The following is a 16899-nucleotide window of genomic DNA, read 5'->3' as shown; positions in this document are numbered from 1 at the left end:
GCTACTTATTCCTCGATTTTACCGCCAGCAGCTTCGATAGCAGCACGAGCGCCTTTAGTAACACGCAGGCCACGAACAGTTACCGGAGTAGTGACTTCACCAGCCAGGATCACTTTCGCGAACTCGATCTGGATACCGATAATGTTAGCTGCTTTCAGCGTGTTCAGGTCTACAACACCGCCTTCAAGTTTAGCCAGGTCAGACAGACGAACTTCGGCTGTAATCGCTGCTTTACGTGAAGTGAAGCCGAATTTCGGCAGACGACGGTACAGAGGCATCTGACCACCCTCGAAACCGCGACGTACGCCACCGCCAGAACGAGACTTCTGACCTTTGTGACCACGACCACCGGTTTTACCGAGGCCAGAACCGATACCACGACCCAGGCGTTTACCCGCCTTTTTGGAGCCTTCGGCCGGAGACAGAGTATTTAAACGCATCTCTTACTCCTCAACTTTAACCATGAAGGAAACCGCGTTGACCATACCACGAACTGCAGGAGTATCCTCGCGTTCTACGGTGTGACCAATACGACGCAGACCCAGGCCAAGCAGCGTTGCCTTGTGTTTCGGCAGACGACCGATTGCACTGCGGGTTTGAGTAATTTTAATAGTCTTTGCCATGGTTTATTTCCCCAGAATTTCTTCAACGGATTTACCACGCTTGGCAGCGACCATTTCCGGAGATTTCATATTTTCCAGACCGTCGATAGTTGCACGAACCACGTTAATCGGGTTGGTGGAACCATACGCTTTAGCCAGAACGTTACGAACTCCAGCGACTTCCAGAACGGCGCGCATTGCACCACCGGCGATGATACCGGTACCTTCGGAAGCCGGCTGCATGAATACACGAGAACCCGTGTGAGTACCCTTAACCGGGTGCTGCAGGGTGCCGTGGTTCAGCGCGACGTTAATCATATTGCGACGGGCTTTTTCCATCGCTTTCTGGATCGCTGCTGGAACTTCACGCGCTTTACCGTAACCAAAACCAACGCGACCGTTACCATCGCCAACTACAGTCAGAGCTGTGAAGGAGAAAATACGACCACCTTTAACGGTTTTAGATACGCGGTTTACCGCGATCAGCTTTTCCTGCAGTTCGCCAGCTTGTTTTTCGATGTGAGCCATCTTACACCTCTACCTTAGAACTGAAGGCCAGCTTCACGGGCAGCATCTGCCAGTGCCTGGACACGACCATGATATTGGAACCCGGAACGGTCAAAGGACACATCTTTGATGCCTTTTTCCAGAGCGCGTTCGGCGACAGCTTTACCCACAGCTGCTGCAGCGTCTTTGTTACCGGTGTACTTCAGTTGTTCAGCGATAGCTTTTTCTACAGTAGAAGCAGCTACCAGAACTTCAGAACCGTTCGGTGCAATTACCTGTGCGTAAATATGACGCGGGGTACGATGTACCACCAGGCGAGTTGCGCCCAGCTCTTTGAGCTTGCGGCGTGCGCGGGTCGCACGACGGATACGAGCAGATTTCTTATCCATAGTGTTACCTTACTTCTTCTTAGCCTCTTTGGTACGCACGACTTCGTCGGCGTAACGAACACCCTTGCCTTTGTAAGGCTCAGGACGACGGTAGGCGCGCAGATCTGCCGCAACCTGACCGATCAGCTGTTTATCAGCGCCTTTCAGCACGATTTCAGTCTGAGTCGGACATTCTGCAGTGATACCTGCCGGCAGCTGATGATCAACTGGATGAGAGAAACCTAAAGCCAGGTTTACTACATTCCCTTTGACCGCTGCACGATAACCTACACCAACCAGCTGCAGCTTCTTAGTGAAGCCTTCGGTAACACCGACAACCATTGCATTCAGCAGGGCACGCGCGGTACCAGCCTGAGCCCATCCATCTGCGTAACCATCACGCGGACCGAAGGTCAGTGCATTATCTGCATGATTTACTGCAACAGCATCGTTGAGAGTACGAGTCAGCTCGCCGTTTTTACCTTTGATCGTAATAACCTGACCGTTGATTTTTACATCAACGCCGGCAGGAATAACGATCGGTGCTTTAGCAACACGAGACATTTTTTCCTCCGATTAGGCTACGTAGCAGATAATTTCGCCACCAAGACCAGCCTGGCGCGCTGCACGATCAGTCATAACACCTTTAGAGGTAGAAACAACTGCGATACCCATGCCAGCCATAACCTTCGGCAGCTCGTCTTTACGCTTATAAATGCGCAGACCTGGGCGACTGACACGCTGAATGCTTTCTACAACAGCTTTACCCTGGAAATACTTAAGAGTAAGTTCCAGTTCCGGCTTGGTGTCGCCTTCAACTTTAAAATCTTCAATAAAACCTTCTTCCTTCAGCACGTTGGCAATTGCCACTTTCAGCTTGGAGGAAGGCATGGTGACCGCAGCTTTATTCGCGGCCTGACCGTTACGGATACGGGTCAGCATATCCGCGATCGGATCTTGCATGCTCATCTGTCTTTACTCCCGTGATTCAATTGGTAATTACCAGCTAGCCTTTTTCAAGCCTGGTACTTCACCGCGCATAGCGGCTTCACGCAGTTTGATACGGCTCAACCCGAACTTGCCCACATAGCCATGCGGACGACCTGTTTGACGGCAGCGGTTACGCTGACGGGACGGGCTGGAATCACGCGGCAGAGACTGCAGCTTCAGAACTGCGTTCCAACGATCTTCGTCGGTCGCGTTCACATCAGAGATAATAGCTTTCAGTTCAGCGCGTTTTGCGAAGTACTTATCAGCTAAAGCTACGCGCTTTACTTCGCGTGCTTTCATTGATTGCTTAGCCATTCAGTAACCCTACCTTACTTGCGGAACGGGAAGTCAAAGGCAGCCAGCAGAGCACGGCCTTCTTCGTCAGATTTCGCAGTAGTGGTAATGGTAATATCCAAACCACGCACGCGGTCGACTTTATCGTAGTCGATTTCTGGGAAGATGATCTGCTCACGGACACCCATGCTGTAGTTACCACGACCATCGAATGACTTAGCGGACAGGCCACGGAAGTCACGGATACGTGGAACAGCAATAGTGATCAGACGCTCAAAGAACTCCCACATGCGTTCGCCACGCAGAGTTACTTTACAGCCGATCGGATAGCCCTGACGGATTTTGAAGCCTGCAACTGATTTGCGTGCTTTGGTGATCAGCGGTTTTTGACCGGAGATTGCTGTCAGGTCAGCTGCTGCGTTATCCAGCAGTTTCTTGTCAGCGATCGCTTCACCAACACCCATGTTCAGGGTGATCTTCTCGACCCGAGGGACTTGCATGACAGAATTGTAGTTAAACTCAGTCATGAGTTTAGCGACTACTTCGTCTTTGTAGTAATCATGCAGTTTCGCCATCGTACTACTCCAAATTACTTGATAGTTTCGCTGTTAGATTTGAAGAAACGGACTTTTTTGCCGTCTTCGAATCTAAAGCCTACACGGTCAGCCTTGCCGGTTGCCGCGTTGAAGATTGCAACGTTAGAAACCTGAATAGCAGCTTCTTTTTCAACGATGCCGCCTGGTTGGTTCAGAGCCGGAACCGGCTTCTGGTGTTTCTTAACCAGGTTGATACCTTCAACAATGAGCTTGCCGGAAGACAAGACATTCTTAACTTTACCGCGTTTACCTTTATCTTTACCGGTTAACACGATAACTTCGTCATCACGACGGATCTTCGCTGCCATGATTCGCTCCTTAGAGTACTTCTGGTGCCAGAGAGATAATTTTCATGAACTTCTCGTTACGAAGTTCACGAGTTACCGGCCCAAAAATACGCGTACCGATAGGTTGCTCGCTGTTATTGTTTAAAATAACGCATGCATTACCATCGAAGCGAATGACAGAACCGTCCGGGCGACGAACACCCTTCTTGGTGCGCACCACTACCGCCTTCAGCACATCACCTTTTTTGACCTTACCACGCGGAATTGCTTCCTTGATGGTGATCTTGATGATATCGCCGACGCCTGCGTAGCGACGGTGCGAGCCACCCAGAACCTTGATACACATTACGCGACGTGCACCGGAGTTGTCGGCGACGTTCAGCATAGTCTGTTCTTGGATCATTTTAGTGCTCCGCTAATGTCAACTACTACTGAGACCCGAAAATCAGGTCGTTAAAAAAGCCCCATATCGGGGGCGCGGCATTATAACACCGCTCAAACGATATGGGTAGAAAAAATAAACGGCTCATCGCTGAGCCGTTTATTCGTTGAGAATGCCTACTGTATTACAGAACAGCTTTCTCTACAACGCGAACCAGCGTCCAGGACTTAGTCTTGGACAGCGGACGGCATTCGCGGATTTCAACCACGTCACCAGTACCGCATTCGTTGTTCTCGTCATGTACGTGCAGTTTGGTCGTACGCTTAATGAATTTACCGTAGATCGGGTGTTTCACAAAACGTTCGATAGCAACAACGATGGATTTCTCCATTTTATCGCTAACAACGCGACCTTGCAGAGTACGGATTTTATCGGTCATTACGCACCCGCCTTCTCAGTCAGTAAAGTCTTAACGCGTGCGACATCACGACGCACTTGCTTCAACAGGTGAGACTGTTGCAGCTGGCCACTTGCAGCCTGCATACGCAGGTTGAACTGCTCACGCAGCAGATTCAGCAGCTCGGTGTTCAGCTCTTCAACACTCTTCTCACGCAGCTCTTTTGCTTTCATTACATCACCGTCTTAGTTACAAAGGTGGTTTTAATCGGCAGTTTCGCTGCTGCCAGCTTGAATGCTTCACGGGCCAGCTCTTCCGGTACGCCGTCCATTTCATACAGGACTTTACCCGGCTGAATCAAGGCAACCCAATACTCCACGTTACCTTTACCTTTACCCATACGCACTGCCAGCGGCTTTTCAGTGATCGGTTTGTCCGGGAATACACGGATCCAGATCTTACCTTGACGCTTAACTGCACGGGTCATAGCACGACGTGCTGCTTCGATCTGACGGGCAGTCAGACGACCACGGCCAACAGCTTTCAGACCGAAGCTGCCGAAGCTAACATCCGCGCCAGCAGCCAGACCGCGGTTACGGCCTTTGTGCATTTTACGGAATTTTGTACGCTTTGGTTGTAACATCAGCGACGCTCCTTATTTACGGCCTTTACGCTGCTGCTTTTTAGGTTGCGCAGCCGGTTTTTCCGGTTGTTCAACAGCAGCCATACCACCCAGGATCTCGCCTTTGAAGATCCACACTTTAACGCCGATTACACCGTAAGTGGTGTGCGCTTCAGAGGTGTTGTAGTCGATGTCAGCACGCAGAGTGTGCAGCGGTACGCGACCTTCGCGGTACCATTCGGTACGTGCGATTTCCGCGCCGCCCAGACGGCCGCTAACTTCAACTTTAATACCTTTAGCGCCCAGACGCATTGCGTTCTGTACAGCACGCTTCATAGCACGACGGAACATAACGCGACGTTCCAGCTGAGAAGTGATGCTGTCAGCAACTAATTTTGCGTCCAGTTCAGGTTTACGCACTTCGGCGATATTGATCTGGGCAGGAACGCCAGCAATATCAGCTACGACTTTGCGCAGTTTTTCTACGTCTTCGCCTTTCTTACCGATAACGATACCCGGGCGAGCGGTGTGAATGGTCACACGGATGCTCTTAGCCGGACGCTCGATAACGATACGAGATACAGACGCTTTAGCCAGTTCCTTAGTCAGGTACTGACGTACTTTAAAATCGCTGTCCAGGTTGTCAGCGAATTCTTTGGTGTTCGCAAACCAGGTTGAGTTCCATGGTTTTACAATACCCAGGCGAATACCATTAGGATGTACTTTCTGACCCATTGCTAGTCTCCAGAGTCTCAGCGATCGGACACAACCACAGTAATGTGGCTGGTGCGCTTCAGGATGCGATCTGCACGACCTTTTGCACGCGGCATAATGCGCTTCATGCTCGGGCCTTCGTCTACGAAAATTTTCGTAACTTTCAGATCGTCAATGTCAGCGCCATCGTTGTGTTCAGCGTTAGCAATGGCAGATTCCAGGACTTTCTTAACCAGTACAGCCGCTTTCTTATTGGTGTAGGTCAGAATATCCAGAGCCTGCGACACTTTCTTACCGCGAATCAGGTCTGCAACAAGGCGAACCTTCTGAGCAGAAGAACGAGCATGGCGATGTTGAGCTAAAGTTTCCATCTCTTCCTCCTACCTTATTTCTTCTTCGCTTTTTTATCAGCAGCGTGGCCGCGATAAGTACGAGTCGGTGCGAATTCACCCAGTTTGTGACCGACCATTTCGTCGGAAACAAATACCGGAACGTGCTGACGACCATTATGGACAGCGATGGTCAAACCGATCATGTTAGGAAAGATCGTTGAACGACGGGACCAAGTGCGCAGGGGCTTCTTGTCTCCGCTTTCCACCGCTTTCTCTACCTTCTTCAGCAAGTGCAGGTCAATAAAAGGACCTTTCTTGAGAGAACGTGGCATGGCTTATCCTCTAAAATTATTTGCTACGGCGACGTACGATGAATTTATCAGTACGCTTGTTGCTGCGGGTCTTCTTACCTTTGGTCTGAACGCCCCACGGAGTTACCGGGTGCTTACCAAAGTTACGACCTTCACCACCACCATGTGGGTGATCGACTGGGTTCATCGCAGTACCGCGAACGGTAGGACGAACACCACGCCAGCGTGCAGCACCTGCTTTACCCAGAACGCGCAGCATATGCTCAGCATTGCCAACTTCGCCCAGAGTTGCACGGCAGTCTGCTTCGACTTTACGCATTTCACCAGAACGCAGACGCAGGGTGACATAAGCACCATCACGCGCAACGATCTGAACGTAAGTACCAGCGGAACGTGCCAGCTGACCGCCTTTACCTGGTTTCATTTCTACGTTATGAACGGTAGAACCAACCGGGATATTGCGCATCGGCAGGGTGTTACCTGCTTTGATTGCAGCATCAACGCCAGATTGAACCTGGTCGCCAGCTTTCAGGCCTTTAGGGGCCAGAATGTAACGGCGTTCACCGTCTTTGTACAGAACCAGCGCGATGTTCGCGGAGCGGTTCGGATCGTACTCAAGACGTTCAACAATTGCTGGGATACCGTCTTTGTTGCGTTTGAAGTCAACAATACGATAAGCCTGCTTGTGACCACCACCGATGTGACGAGTGGTGATACGGCCATTGTTGTTACGACCACCGGATTTGCTGTTTTTTTCAACCAGCGGAGCAAAAGGTTTGCCCTTGTGCAGCTCTGGGTTGACCACTTTAACAACGTGGCGACGACCCGGAGATGTCGGTTTACATTTAACAACTGCCATTGTATTACTCCTCCGACTTACTCAGCGCCGCCGACGAAGTCCAGATTCTGGCCTTCCTTCAGGGTGACGTAAGCTTTTTTCCAGTCGCTACGACGACCGATACGCTGTCCGTGACGTTTAACTTTCCCTTTAACTACCAGGGTGTTAACGACTTCGACTTCGACTTCAAACAGTTTCTGCACAGCAGCTTTGATCTCTGCTTTGGTCGCGTCTTTAGCAACTTTGAGAACGATGGTGTTAGTTTTTTCCATCGCAGTAGACGCTTTTTCAGAAACGTGCGGTGCGCGCAGCACCTTCAGCAGACGTTCTTCACGAATCATGCCAGCATCTCCTCAACTTGCTTAACAGCATCAGCAGTCATTACGACTTTGTCGAAGGCGATCAGGCTAACCGGGTCGATACCAGTTGCATCGCGTACGTCAACCTTGTGCAGGTTGCGCGCAGCCAGGAACAGGTTTTCGTCCAGCTCACCGGTGATGATCAGCACATCTTCCAGAGCCATGTCTTTCAGTTTCTGTGCCAGCAGCTTAGTTTTAGGCGCTTCTACAGAGAACTTCTCGACAACGATCAGACGATCCTGACGTACCAGTTCGGACAGGATGCTTTTCAGCGCGCCGCGGTACATCTTTTTGTTAACTTTTTGACTGTGGTCCTGCGGGCGAGCAGCGAAGGTCACGCCACCTGAACGCCAGATCGGGCTCTTGATAGAACCTGAACGCGCACGGCCGGTACCTTTCTGGCGCCACGGCTTTTTGCCTGAACCAGTTACTTCAGCACGAGTCTTCTGAGCACGAGTACCCTGACGAGCACCAGCTGCATAAGCAACAACAACCTGGTGAACCAGCGCTTCGTTGAAATCACGACCGAAGGTAGTTTCGGAAACAGTCAGCGCGCTCTGCGCGTCTTTCAATACTAATTCCATTGCTATCCCCTTACGCCTTCACAGCTGGTTTAACGATCAGGTCGCAACCGGTCGCACCCGGAACACCACCTTTAACCAGCAGCAGGTTGCGCTCAGCGTCAACACGTACTACGTCCAGGCTCTGAACGGTTACACGTTCGTTGCCCAGCTGACCTGCCATTTTCTTGCCTTTGAACACTTTGCCCGGAGTCTGGTTCTGACCGATAGAACCCGGAACGCGGTGAGACAAGGAGTTACCGTGAGTAGCGTCCTGGGTACGGAAGTTCCAGCGCTTAACGGTACCAGCGAAACCTTTACCTTTAGAGGTACCGGTTACGTCAACTTTTTTAACGTCAGCAAACAGTTCAACGCTAATGTTCTGACCAACGGTGTATTCTTCACCATCTGCCAGACGGAACTCCCACAGGCCGCGGCCAGCTTCTACGCCAGCTTTAGCAAAGTGGCCAGCTTCCGGCTTAGTTACACGGTTAGCTTTTTTAGCACCGGTGGTAACCTGAACAGCGCGGTAGCCGTCGTTAGCCAGATCTTTAACCTGAGTAACGCGGTTTGCTTCAACTTCGATAACGGTTACTGGGATAGAGACGCCATCTTCAGTGAAGATGCGGGTCATACCCACTTTTTTACCGACTAAACCAATCATTGTATCAACCTCTCAATCGCTCGATGACCTGATTAACCCAGGCTGATCTGCACGTCTACACCGGCAGCCAGGTCCAGACGCATCAGAGCATCAACGGTTTTTTCAGTTGGCTCAACGATGTCAACCAGACGCTTGTGAGTACGGATCTCGTACTGATCACGCGCGTCTTTGTTAACGTGCGGAGAGATCAGAACGGTGAAACGCTCTTTGCGGGTCGGCAGCGGGATCGGACCACGAACCTGCGCACCAGTGCGCTTGGCAGTCTCGACGATTTCCGCGGTTGATTGATCGATCAGACGATGATCAAACGCTTTCAAACGGATACGGATTCTTTGGTTCTGCATGAGACCAGAGCTCCAATTATTTTATAGACGAAATAGTTACTCCTCAAACCCATTACGATTGATGGGAGAGTGTAACCGTTCTTACAGAGTTCCCCGATTGGGAACATTGTCAGATAGTCAAATCGACTATCAGTGGCTCATATCGAACCAGCCGTCAATTAAGACAAGCCCGCGCATTATACGTATCTGCGGGCTTAATGCAAGTGGAGTTGTATCGATAATAACCAACCTTTCGCAGAACGACGTTATTGCTGGTCAATTTCCGCTATGGCCTGCTTCACTCGCGCTTTGAGATCCCCGTTTTGAACAGGCTCGTCAGGCGCTGACGGTTCTTCGCTGCGCATATCATCCGCGCCTTCTTCTTCAACGGTCTCTTCCGGTTCCGGCAGCGGCTGCTGCTTATATATATAGTGCGCGTCAGACAGACGAAAGCTCGGCGGCACGGCCGGCGTCGCGGTATGCTGAATAAACGCGCTATGCGTATAGTAGCCTATGATTACCATGCCAATGCTCAACCCCAGCCATGAAAGCGCGATACGCGCGCACCGCCATAACGTAAGCGGCATATCTGGACGGTCAAAACGCAGGTTTTCGCTACAATAATATTCATGATCCGTTTTCATACTTTCCCTCCGTCATGCATCAGTTTTGGGCTTTCATCCAGCGCCTGCCATAGACGAATAAGAGTAAGCCGCCCTACCATACCGTCAGCCTTAATCTTATTTTGCATTTGAAACTGGCGGACTTTTTCCGATAAAAGAGGGCTCCACTCTCCCGTGCTCTCAGCCTCAACATTCAACACGCGACTCAGCATCATATCCAGCCAGAGAATGTCGTCGACGCTGCTTTTCTTCATGATGCTCACATTACCGTCTGGTGAAGGTTTCCACATTAGCGTGTAATTCCCTTGCCACACTTCACTGAACCAGGCTTTATCCATAATCCATGTACCAGCGCCCGACTGGGCAGTGATGGTCTGCTTGCTTTCTCCAATCACGACAACAGGTATAAGGCTATTATCTACCTTTAGCGTTGCTATCCAGGGGAGTTGCTGGGCCAGAAGCGATTCCAGCGTATCAGTGCCCGACAGGCAAACCAAACCCGCCCGGTACGCCTGATCGCACCATGCTTCCCCTTTATTGACCTCATATCCCCAGACGCTGTAAAGCCGCGCGAGCGACTCATTAGTTGACATAATCGTTGACGTCAGCGTTGTGGAAGAAAGTGATGCAGCCGATGGCTGTCCTGCAGGCCATATGCTGGCTATGGGCGGCAACCATCTGTCAAGCAATGGACTGAAGTGCCAGCCAGCGCTACCACATAGTGCCGCGACGACAACCACTGCCAGACACGTCCCCCCGGTTCGACGAGGCGCAGGCAGACAACGCAGCGCTTCACGTTGCTGAAGCGGCGTGATGATGGTTTGTTGTTCACCCTGTTTCATTTTATTACGCGTAAGATTCCACCCAACACGCGCCGCCAGATGCAGATTACCGCGGCAACGTTTCATGATATGTCGGATAAATGTCTCAGGAAGAGCATCTTGGCCCTCCTGTTCCGTTTCGATACAGGGTGCGATTACCCTACGGTAATCCTCAATATCCGGGATGGGTACGTCGAACCAGAGCGGATGCATCGTACGTAACTGGCGCTGCTGTCTCAGACTGTATCTACCGGTTACTAACAGCCGGGCCTTCGGCATTATGGCGATAAACGCCTTAACCGTTGCAGTAATACCGGTGGTGACCTGATGTCCGTCTTCCAAAATAAACAGAGGCTTATCGCATGCCTTAACTGTTATCAGACCAAGTAATTCGCTCCAGATCGTCTCGCCAGAAAATGACCGTCCGGTTAAACATCCCACCTTTTGCGTATCTGCGATAACCTGCCATTCCCACCTATAACCTTTTCTATTTACAGGTGCCAGAGTTAGTACCCGATGTGGCCATAACGCTTCTACACTGCGTGCAAGCGTGCTTTTTCCGGTGCCTTTTGCCCCATGTAATACCAGCCATTGTTCGTTCAAAAACGCGGAAAGGATATTATCCCGCAACAGTTGCTGGCGGGAGGTCAAAACAGAAATGAACTCATCCATGAACATTCATATTTTCCATAAAATTAATTATTTCCTAAAGTAGGAACGTGGGAGCCAAAACGCTTGTCGCCTGGCAGCAGGATAAATATATTATCGTTATCATTAACAAGAAACAGATTAACTTGTTAGTTATTCTTAATCATAATTTTATGAAAACTATCCGCCACGTATTCAAAAGCACGCTATTTTATCATGGCGCCTACCTCATAGTGATATTTGCAAGCGTTATATGTATTTTTGCTTGTATACATAAAGGATATGAACAGTGGTTTGAAAACAAAACATTGCGGACAGCATCAAGTCAAATTCATCAGGAGAATATCTCAAACAGAAAACAAAAATTGCATTTATCATCCGTGCCCTTAGATGCAGATATGAATGTTTCCCCCCATCAACAATCGCATGCGCAAGAGGCATTACTGTCCGGGGTCGTTGTCAGCGGAATTATTCATAGTTCAAATAAATCCATTTCCCGCGCAATCTTGCAGGAAAATGGTGAGCAAAATGTTTATGCCATTAATGATTATCTGAAGTCCTCCAGCAAAATACGTGTTACGGGTATTACAAAGAATCAGATAATGTTTTCTTCTGGTGAGCAAACACTGCAACTGACATTGCTTGCTGAACTGGCACAACCGTCCAGGCCTCAGGGGGCGGTAGCATCCCAGCAAGAGCAACAAGCGGTAACGCTGGCTGATTACATTGATGCCAGTCCTGTAGTGGATAAGAACACTTTACGTGGTTTACGCCTTCTGCCACGAAAGCAGGTTCAGTTTTTTAAGCATTCTTCCCTCGAACCTGGGGATATAGCCATTCAGCTAAATAATATCAAGTTGACTCAACAGGCAAATTTAGGCAAAGCACAAAATGCGCTTAAGCACCTTAAAATGGCTCAGTTCACCGTCTTACGTAATGCTTCGCCACGGTTAATTAATGTTTCAGTTCAACAATTCCAGGATGGAAAGGAAGACTAAATGGAGAGAACTGTTTTACATCGGCGACTGAAAAGTTGGTCGTTGATACTTTTACTCGCAGCCTCCTGCCGCACTGCATTCGCAGTCGATTATACCGCTAACTTTGACAATGCGGACATTCAGACATTTGTCAATATTGTCGGCCAAAATATGGGTAAAACCATTCTGATTGATCCCGATGTTAAGGCTTCAATATCCGTCAGAAGCAATGATACCTTCAATGAGGATGAATATTATCAGTTTTTCCTGAGCGTACTGGATCTCTACGGTTTCTCAATTATTACTCTTGATAATGGGTTACTTAAGGTAGTGCGTTCAGAGCAAGTCAAAACAATGCCAGGAAGACTCATTAGCGGGACGAAACCCGGCAAAGGAGATGAACTGGTGACGCGTATTGTGTCACTGGAAAACGTTCCTGCTCGCGTATTGTCCCCCTTGCTTCGACAAATGCTTGATGGCGGTAAGGTCGGTAATGTTGTGCATTACGAACCATCAAATGCATTGATCATCACCGGCAAAGCCTCAACCGTCAATCGTCTGTTGGAGGTGGTTAAACGTGTCGATGTGATGGGTGATGCCAAAGAACAGGTTTTCACACTGAAGTATGCCTCAGCGACCGACCTGGCCGACGTCCTCAATGACCTGGCGCGAGAAAATGGCAAAGAGGCTAAACCGGCCACACTTCAGACGCGCATCGTTGCAGATAAACGTAGTAATGCGTTAATTGTCAGCGGTTCCGATCGTGCCCGGGCGCGCATGGCACAACTTATTTCCCGGCTGGATACGCAAGATCAAGGTGAGGGCAACACCCGTGTCTGGTATTTGAAATATGCCAAAGCAGATAAACTGGTTGAAGTTTTAACCGGCGTCACGCAAAAGATGAAGGATGAAAAAAGCAGTGCTTCAAAATCATCTGCCAGCAGCAATAACGATATATCCATCACGGCAGATGAACAAACCAACTCGCTGGTTATTACCGCAGACCAAAGTATTCTCCAGCAGTTAGAAGATGTCATCGCCAAACTGGACATTCGCCGCGCCCAGGTTCTGGTCGAAGCTATCATCGTGGAAGTTCAGGATGGTAAAGGCATTAATCTTGGAGTCCAGTGGGCCAATAAAAACGTCGGCGTGCAGCAGTTTACCAAGACCAATCTTCCCATTTTCAATGCCGCACAAGGGGTTCAAGAATTCAAGAGACAGGGCGGTACCACCAGCGATAACCCTGCATATGATTTGTTCAGTAACTTCAACGGTCTTGCCGCAGGATTCTTCAACGGCGACTGGGGGGTTCTCCTTACCGCGCTGAGTAGCAATAGCAAGAATGATATTCTTTCTACTCCGAGTATCGTGACACTCGATAACAAAGAGGCATCTTTCAACGCCGGGCAAGACGTTCCGGTGCTTTCCGGGTCGCAAACCACCTCGGGCGATAATATTTACAGCACCGTCGAACGTAAGACAGTCGGCACTAAGCTAAAAGTTACGCCGCAAATCAATGAAGGCGATTCCGTATTAATGGAAATTGAGCAAGAGGTGTCCAGTGTCGATTCTACGGCAACCTCATCCACTCTCGGCCCTACATTTAATACCCGTACTATTCAAAACGCCGTCCTGGTAAAAAGCGGTGAAACCGTGGTATTGGGCGGATTGATGGATGACTCAAGTAAACAAGAGGTTTCGAAAGTTCCCTTACTGGGTGATATCCCCCTCATTGGGCAACTTTTTCGCTATACCTCAAATGAAAAAAATAAACGCAACTTGATGGTGTTCATCCGACCAACCATCATCAGAGATGATGAAGTCTACCATTCGCTTTCGAGGGATAAATATACTGGCTTCAAGGAGATGCAACAAAACAGGAGTAGCAAGCAAAACGGTAGCCTGATTGATGTCGATGCCATTGAATCATTAGATGACCACGCATTTGACTCCTCTGTGGCCACACCAGCTAAGTCAAACAGCAAAAATCCGTTCCATAACGGCAGTGCAAAATGACAGCCTTTACGTGGAAAAAAGCACAGCGGTACGGTATTGCCGTACAGCAGGAAGAGCTGATTTATGCTGAAAATACCTCGCTTGAATCTATGCTGAACGTAGCCGCAACAGCGCCTGAATGTAGCCGGTTTACCCGGCTCTCTGCGCAACAGTTTGAGGAAAAACTCGAGCACCTGTATCAACAGAACAGCGGCACTGCCCAGTTGATCGCAGAAGATATGAATAACCTTGATGATCTCAACATTCTTTCTGAGGAGATCCAGTCCAATGAAGATCTGCTTAACGAACAATCCGATGCGCCGGTCATACGACTAATTAATGCCGTACTCAGTGAAGCAATCAAGGAACATGCATCCGATATTCATATCGAAGTATTTGAGAAAACGATGGGGATCCGCTTTCGCGTCGATGGCGTTCTGCGTCCAGTGGTTCAGCCTAATAAAAAGCTGGCGGCCCTGCTGATCTCACGTATCAAAGTGATGGCCAAGCTGGATATTGCCGAAAAGCGCCTCCCACAGGATGGCCGCATAACGTTAAAAATAGGCCAGCGGAATGTGGATGTGCGTGTCTCTACGCTCCCCTCACAGCATGGCGAACGTGTCGTTTTGCGTCTGCTGGATAAAACCAGCCTGCGGTTATCAATCGATAAGCTGGATATGTCAGCAGAAGACACATGCAGCCTGAAAGATCTGATTGCCCTCCCCCACGGCATTATTCTGGTCACCGGCCCAACGGGTTCAGGAAAAAGTACCACGCTATACGCCATCCTTTCCGCACTGAATAGCCCGGAGCGTAACGTCCTCACCGTTGAAGATCCGATTGAATATGAACTGGAAGGGATAGGTCAAACACAGGTCAATAGTCGCGTAGATATGTCTTTTGCCCGTGGGCTACGCGCCATTTTACGTCAGGATCCTGATGTCGTAATGGTAGGTGAAATTCGCGACGCCGAAACAGCGCAGATTGCTGTTCAGGCGTCGTTGACCGGACATCTGGTTCTTTCGACACTCCATACAAACAGCGCCAGCGGTGCCGTAACACGATTGCGGGATATGGGGGTGGAATCGTTTCTGCTTTCTTCATCACTTGTCGGGGTTATTGCCCAGCGTCTGGTAAGACGACTGTGTAACCACTGCAAAATACCGCGCCCCGCCACCCACCAGCAACAGCAACTCCTGCTGGCTCAAGGGATCAATACCTCTCAGGTCTGGCATGCCGGGGGCTGCGAGGCATGCAGGCATAGCGGCTATCAGGGGCGACTGGCAATTCACGAGCTGTTACTTGTTACGCCTGAACTGCGCGAAGCCATTCACACAGAGACCAACGAACAGCATCTGGAGCAAATTCAGCGTCGTCACCATCGTAGTTTGCTGGCAAACGGTCTCCGCGTCGCCGCAGAAGGCATTACATCGCTGGAGGAGGTGCTAAGAGTGACATCGGAAGGGCAAACACCGACGGAGCAGCCTGAATGAAATATTGCTGGACCGCAACAGATGTGAAGGGAAATCGTATTACGGGCGTTAGCGAGGCCGCAAGCGAACGGGACATGGTGGCGCAACTGCGTAGCCAGGCCCTATTGCCGCAAACGATAAAACCCCAACGACGCGGGCTCCCCCTGAAGACCCTCCCTGCACGAGTCAGTCACAGTGAATTAACGCTTTTTACGCGTCAGATTGCAACGCTAATCGCCGCAGCATTACCGCTGGATGAAGCCCTCGACGTGGTTCGGCAACAAAAAGAAAATAAGAAACTTGCCGATGTGATTACGACTCTTCGGCAGTCCATTCTTGAAGGACAATCACTGTCAACTGCGATGCAGGCGTATCCCCGCCTGTTTGATGCCGTCTTTTGTACGCTCGTTAAAGCGGGCGAAACGGTGGGTCAGTTAGGCGCGGTTCTGGAAAGACTGGCGGATTTTAACGAAGCGCGCCAGCGAATGCGCAGCAAGCTTACGCAGGCTTTAATCTATCCTTCCCTGCTCACTACGGTCGCTATTCTGGTGGTTATTATTTTGCTCACCACCGTGGTGCCTAAAGTCGCAGCGCAGTTTATCCACCTCAAACACGCATTGCCGCTCACCACTCGGATCCTGCTCGCGATCAGCAATTTTTTGTCGGCATATGGCCCTTGGATCCTGCTCACCCTCATTGGCGGTGGATGCCTGTTTTCTTTCTGGCTTAAACAAAAGGGAAACCGGCATCGATTTCACCGTTGGTTAATTCAATTTCGCTTAACGTCGCCTTTAGTATGCGCCATCAATAGCGCTCGCTACTTACGCGCCCTGAGCATTCTTAACAGCAGCGGCGTTCCTCTTTTACAAGCTATGTCGCTTTCCGCTGAGGGGGTGAGTAATCAGGAAATACGCCAGCGTCTGGGTGAGGCGGCTGAGAGCGTTCGCCAGGGCAACAGCGTTAGCCAGTCGCTGGAGAAGACGAAGATTTTTCCCGCGATGATGCTCTACATGATCGCCTCCGGGGAAAAAAGCGGTCAGCTTGGAGAACTCATGCAGCGGGCAACAGAAAATCAGGAAATCCAGCTACAAAACCGCATCGCACTGACGCTGGCAATTTTTGAACCTGCGTTGATCGTTGTGATGGCGATGATCGTTTTGTTCATTGTCGTTTCGGTTATGCAGCCAATTTTACAACTTAACTCATTAATGAACTAA

Annotated in this window: 27 protein-coding genes; 4 read left to right on the top strand and 23 right to left on the bottom strand. The window is 49.9% G+C overall.

The genetic code is table 11. The annotated features are described in order from the left end of the window. Positions 1–5: 5 nt before the first annotated feature. The 23 genes from rplO to ICA20_RS02205 form a co-directional block, all read right to left on the bottom strand. Positions 6–440: a 50S ribosomal protein L15 gene (gene rplO / locus ICA20_RS02315; RefSeq protein WP_038634680.1), complete on the bottom strand. Its 435-nt coding sequence runs from the start codon at positions 438–440 to the stop codon at positions 6–8. A 3-nt stretch (positions 441–443) separates the two neighbouring features. After that, the gene (rpmD, locus tag ICA20_RS02310; protein ID WP_001140434.1) at positions 444–623 is read right to left on the bottom strand and encodes a 50S ribosomal protein L30; all 180 of its coding nucleotides are present in this window, start codon (positions 621–623) and stop codon (positions 444–446) included. Positions 624–626: 3 nt separating this feature from the next. Continuing rightward, a complete protein-coding gene (gene rpsE / locus ICA20_RS02305) occupies positions 627–1130 on the bottom strand; it encodes a 30S ribosomal protein S5 (RefSeq protein WP_003031131.1) in 504 nt (167 codons plus the stop codon). A gap of 14 nt (positions 1131–1144) precedes the next feature. After that, positions 1145–1498, bottom strand: coding sequence for a 50S ribosomal protein L18 (gene rplR, locus ICA20_RS02300; RefSeq protein ID WP_000358956.1), 354 nt, complete (start codon positions 1496–1498; stop codon positions 1145–1147). 9 nt (positions 1499–1507) lie between these two features. Next, positions 1508–2041, bottom strand: a complete 534-nt coding sequence (rplF, locus tag ICA20_RS02295; protein WP_038634687.1) for a 50S ribosomal protein L6 — start codon at positions 2039–2041, stop codon at positions 1508–1510. A gap of 12 nt (positions 2042–2053) precedes the next feature. After that, positions 2054–2446 carry a 30S ribosomal protein S8 gene (gene rpsH / locus ICA20_RS02290; RefSeq protein ID WP_003031127.1) on the bottom strand — a complete coding sequence of 131 codons (393 nt, stop codon included), beginning with the start codon at positions 2444–2446 and terminating at the stop codon, positions 2054–2056. 30 nt (positions 2447–2476) lie between these two features. Next, positions 2477–2782 (bottom strand): 30S ribosomal protein S14, encoded by a 306-nt coding sequence (gene rpsN / locus ICA20_RS02285; RefSeq protein WP_003031125.1) that lies wholly within the window; start codon positions 2780–2782, stop codon positions 2477–2479. A 14-nt stretch (positions 2783–2796) separates the two neighbouring features. Beyond that, positions 2797–3336 carry a 50S ribosomal protein L5 gene (gene rplE, locus ICA20_RS02280; protein WP_003031123.1) on the bottom strand — a complete coding sequence of 180 codons (540 nt, stop codon included), beginning with the start codon at positions 3334–3336 and terminating at the stop codon, positions 2797–2799. Between the two features lie 14 nt (positions 3337–3350). After that, a complete protein-coding gene (gene rplX / locus ICA20_RS02275; protein WP_004106345.1) occupies positions 3351–3665 on the bottom strand; it encodes a 50S ribosomal protein L24 in 315 nt (104 codons plus the stop codon). 10 nt (positions 3666–3675) lie between these two features. Then, on the bottom strand, positions 3676–4047 hold the full coding sequence (gene rplN, locus ICA20_RS02270) for a 50S ribosomal protein L14 (RefSeq protein ID WP_000613954.1): 372 nt from the start codon (positions 4045–4047) through the stop codon (positions 3676–3678). Between the two features lie 163 nt (positions 4048–4210). Further along, positions 4211–4465, bottom strand: a complete 255-nt coding sequence (gene rpsQ / locus ICA20_RS02265) for a 30S ribosomal protein S17 (protein WP_003031120.1) — start codon at positions 4463–4465, stop codon at positions 4211–4213. Beyond that, positions 4465–4656, bottom strand: coding sequence for a 50S ribosomal protein L29 (rpmC, locus tag ICA20_RS02260; RefSeq protein ID WP_000644742.1), 192 nt, complete (start codon positions 4654–4656; stop codon positions 4465–4467). Before rpmC ends, rpsQ begins: the two co-directional genes overlap by 1 nt. Further along, positions 4656–5066, bottom strand: coding sequence for a 50S ribosomal protein L16 (gene rplP / locus ICA20_RS02255; protein ID WP_000941208.1), 411 nt, complete (start codon positions 5064–5066; stop codon positions 4656–4658). Before rplP ends, rpmC begins: the two co-directional genes overlap by 1 nt. 12 nt (positions 5067–5078) lie before the next feature. Next, positions 5079–5780 carry a 30S ribosomal protein S3 gene (gene rpsC / locus ICA20_RS02250; protein WP_000529945.1) on the bottom strand — a complete coding sequence of 234 codons (702 nt, stop codon included), beginning with the start codon at positions 5778–5780 and terminating at the stop codon, positions 5079–5081. A gap of 17 nt (positions 5781–5797) precedes the next feature. Beyond that, a complete protein-coding gene (gene rplV, locus ICA20_RS02245) occupies positions 5798–6130 on the bottom strand; it encodes a 50S ribosomal protein L22 (RefSeq protein ID WP_000448832.1) in 333 nt (110 codons plus the stop codon). A gap of 14 nt (positions 6131–6144) precedes the next feature. Next, positions 6145–6423 (bottom strand): 30S ribosomal protein S19, encoded by a 279-nt coding sequence (rpsS, locus tag ICA20_RS02240; protein ID WP_001138115.1) that lies wholly within the window; start codon positions 6421–6423, stop codon positions 6145–6147. A 16-nt stretch (positions 6424–6439) separates the two neighbouring features. After that, the gene (rplB, locus tag ICA20_RS02235; RefSeq protein ID WP_038634702.1) at positions 6440–7261 is read right to left on the bottom strand and encodes a 50S ribosomal protein L2; all 822 of its coding nucleotides are present in this window, start codon (positions 7259–7261) and stop codon (positions 6440–6442) included. 17 nt (positions 7262–7278) lie between these two features. Further along, entirely contained in the window at positions 7279–7581 is a 303-nt protein-coding gene (gene rplW, locus ICA20_RS02230; protein WP_000617546.1) for a 50S ribosomal protein L23, read from the bottom strand. Next, positions 7578–8183, bottom strand: coding sequence for a 50S ribosomal protein L4 (gene rplD / locus ICA20_RS02225; RefSeq protein ID WP_000424395.1), 606 nt, complete (start codon positions 8181–8183; stop codon positions 7578–7580). Before rplD ends, rplW begins: the two co-directional genes overlap by 4 nt. Positions 8184–8193: 10 nt before the next feature. Continuing rightward, positions 8194–8823, bottom strand: a complete 630-nt coding sequence (rplC, locus tag ICA20_RS02220; RefSeq protein ID WP_003031117.1) for a 50S ribosomal protein L3 — start codon at positions 8821–8823, stop codon at positions 8194–8196. Positions 8824–8855: 32 nt separating this feature from the next. Further along, entirely contained in the window at positions 8856–9167 is a 312-nt protein-coding gene (gene rpsJ, locus ICA20_RS02215) for a 30S ribosomal protein S10 (protein ID WP_001181005.1), read from the bottom strand. A gap of 245 nt (positions 9168–9412) precedes the next feature. Further along, positions 9413–9790, bottom strand: coding sequence for a hypothetical protein (locus tag ICA20_RS02210; protein WP_051594488.1), 378 nt, complete (start codon positions 9788–9790; stop codon positions 9413–9415). Beyond that, complete coding sequence (locus ICA20_RS02205) at positions 9787–11268, bottom strand: peptidoglycan-binding domain-containing protein (protein ID WP_038634716.1); 1482 nt, start codon at positions 11266–11268, stop codon at positions 9787–9789. The genes ICA20_RS02210 and ICA20_RS02205 overlap by 4 nt, the downstream gene beginning before the upstream one ends. 41 nt (positions 11269–11309) lie before the next feature. Between ICA20_RS02205 and gspC the strand changes: the two genes are divergently transcribed. The 4 genes from gspC to gspF are packed head-to-tail and all read left to right on the top strand — an operon-like array spanning position 11310 to position 16899. Further along, positions 11310–12236 (top strand): type II secretion system protein GspC, encoded by a 927-nt coding sequence (gene gspC, locus ICA20_RS02200; RefSeq protein ID WP_051594489.1) that lies wholly within the window; start codon positions 11310–11312, stop codon positions 12234–12236. After that, positions 12237–14231 carry a type II secretion system secretin GspD gene (gene gspD, locus ICA20_RS02195; protein WP_038634719.1) on the top strand — a complete coding sequence of 665 codons (1995 nt, stop codon included), beginning with the start codon at positions 12237–12239 and terminating at the stop codon, positions 14229–14231. After that, positions 14228–15703, top strand: a complete 1476-nt coding sequence (gene gspE, locus ICA20_RS02190; protein WP_038634722.1) for a type II secretion system ATPase GspE — start codon at positions 14228–14230, stop codon at positions 15701–15703. Before gspD ends, gspE begins: the two co-directional genes overlap by 4 nt. Beyond that, positions 15700–16899: a type II secretion system inner membrane protein GspF gene (gene gspF / locus ICA20_RS02185; RefSeq protein ID WP_038634725.1), complete on the top strand. Its 1200-nt coding sequence runs from the start codon at positions 15700–15702 to the stop codon at positions 16897–16899. The genes gspE and gspF overlap by 4 nt, the downstream gene beginning before the upstream one ends.

The sequence above is a fragment of the Citrobacter sp. C5_2 genome, from assembly GCF_014596845.2.
GTDB lineage: Bacteria > Pseudomonadota > Gammaproteobacteria > Enterobacterales > Enterobacteriaceae > Citrobacter > Citrobacter werkmanii.
This window is presented reverse-complemented; position numbering and strand designations above follow the sequence as displayed.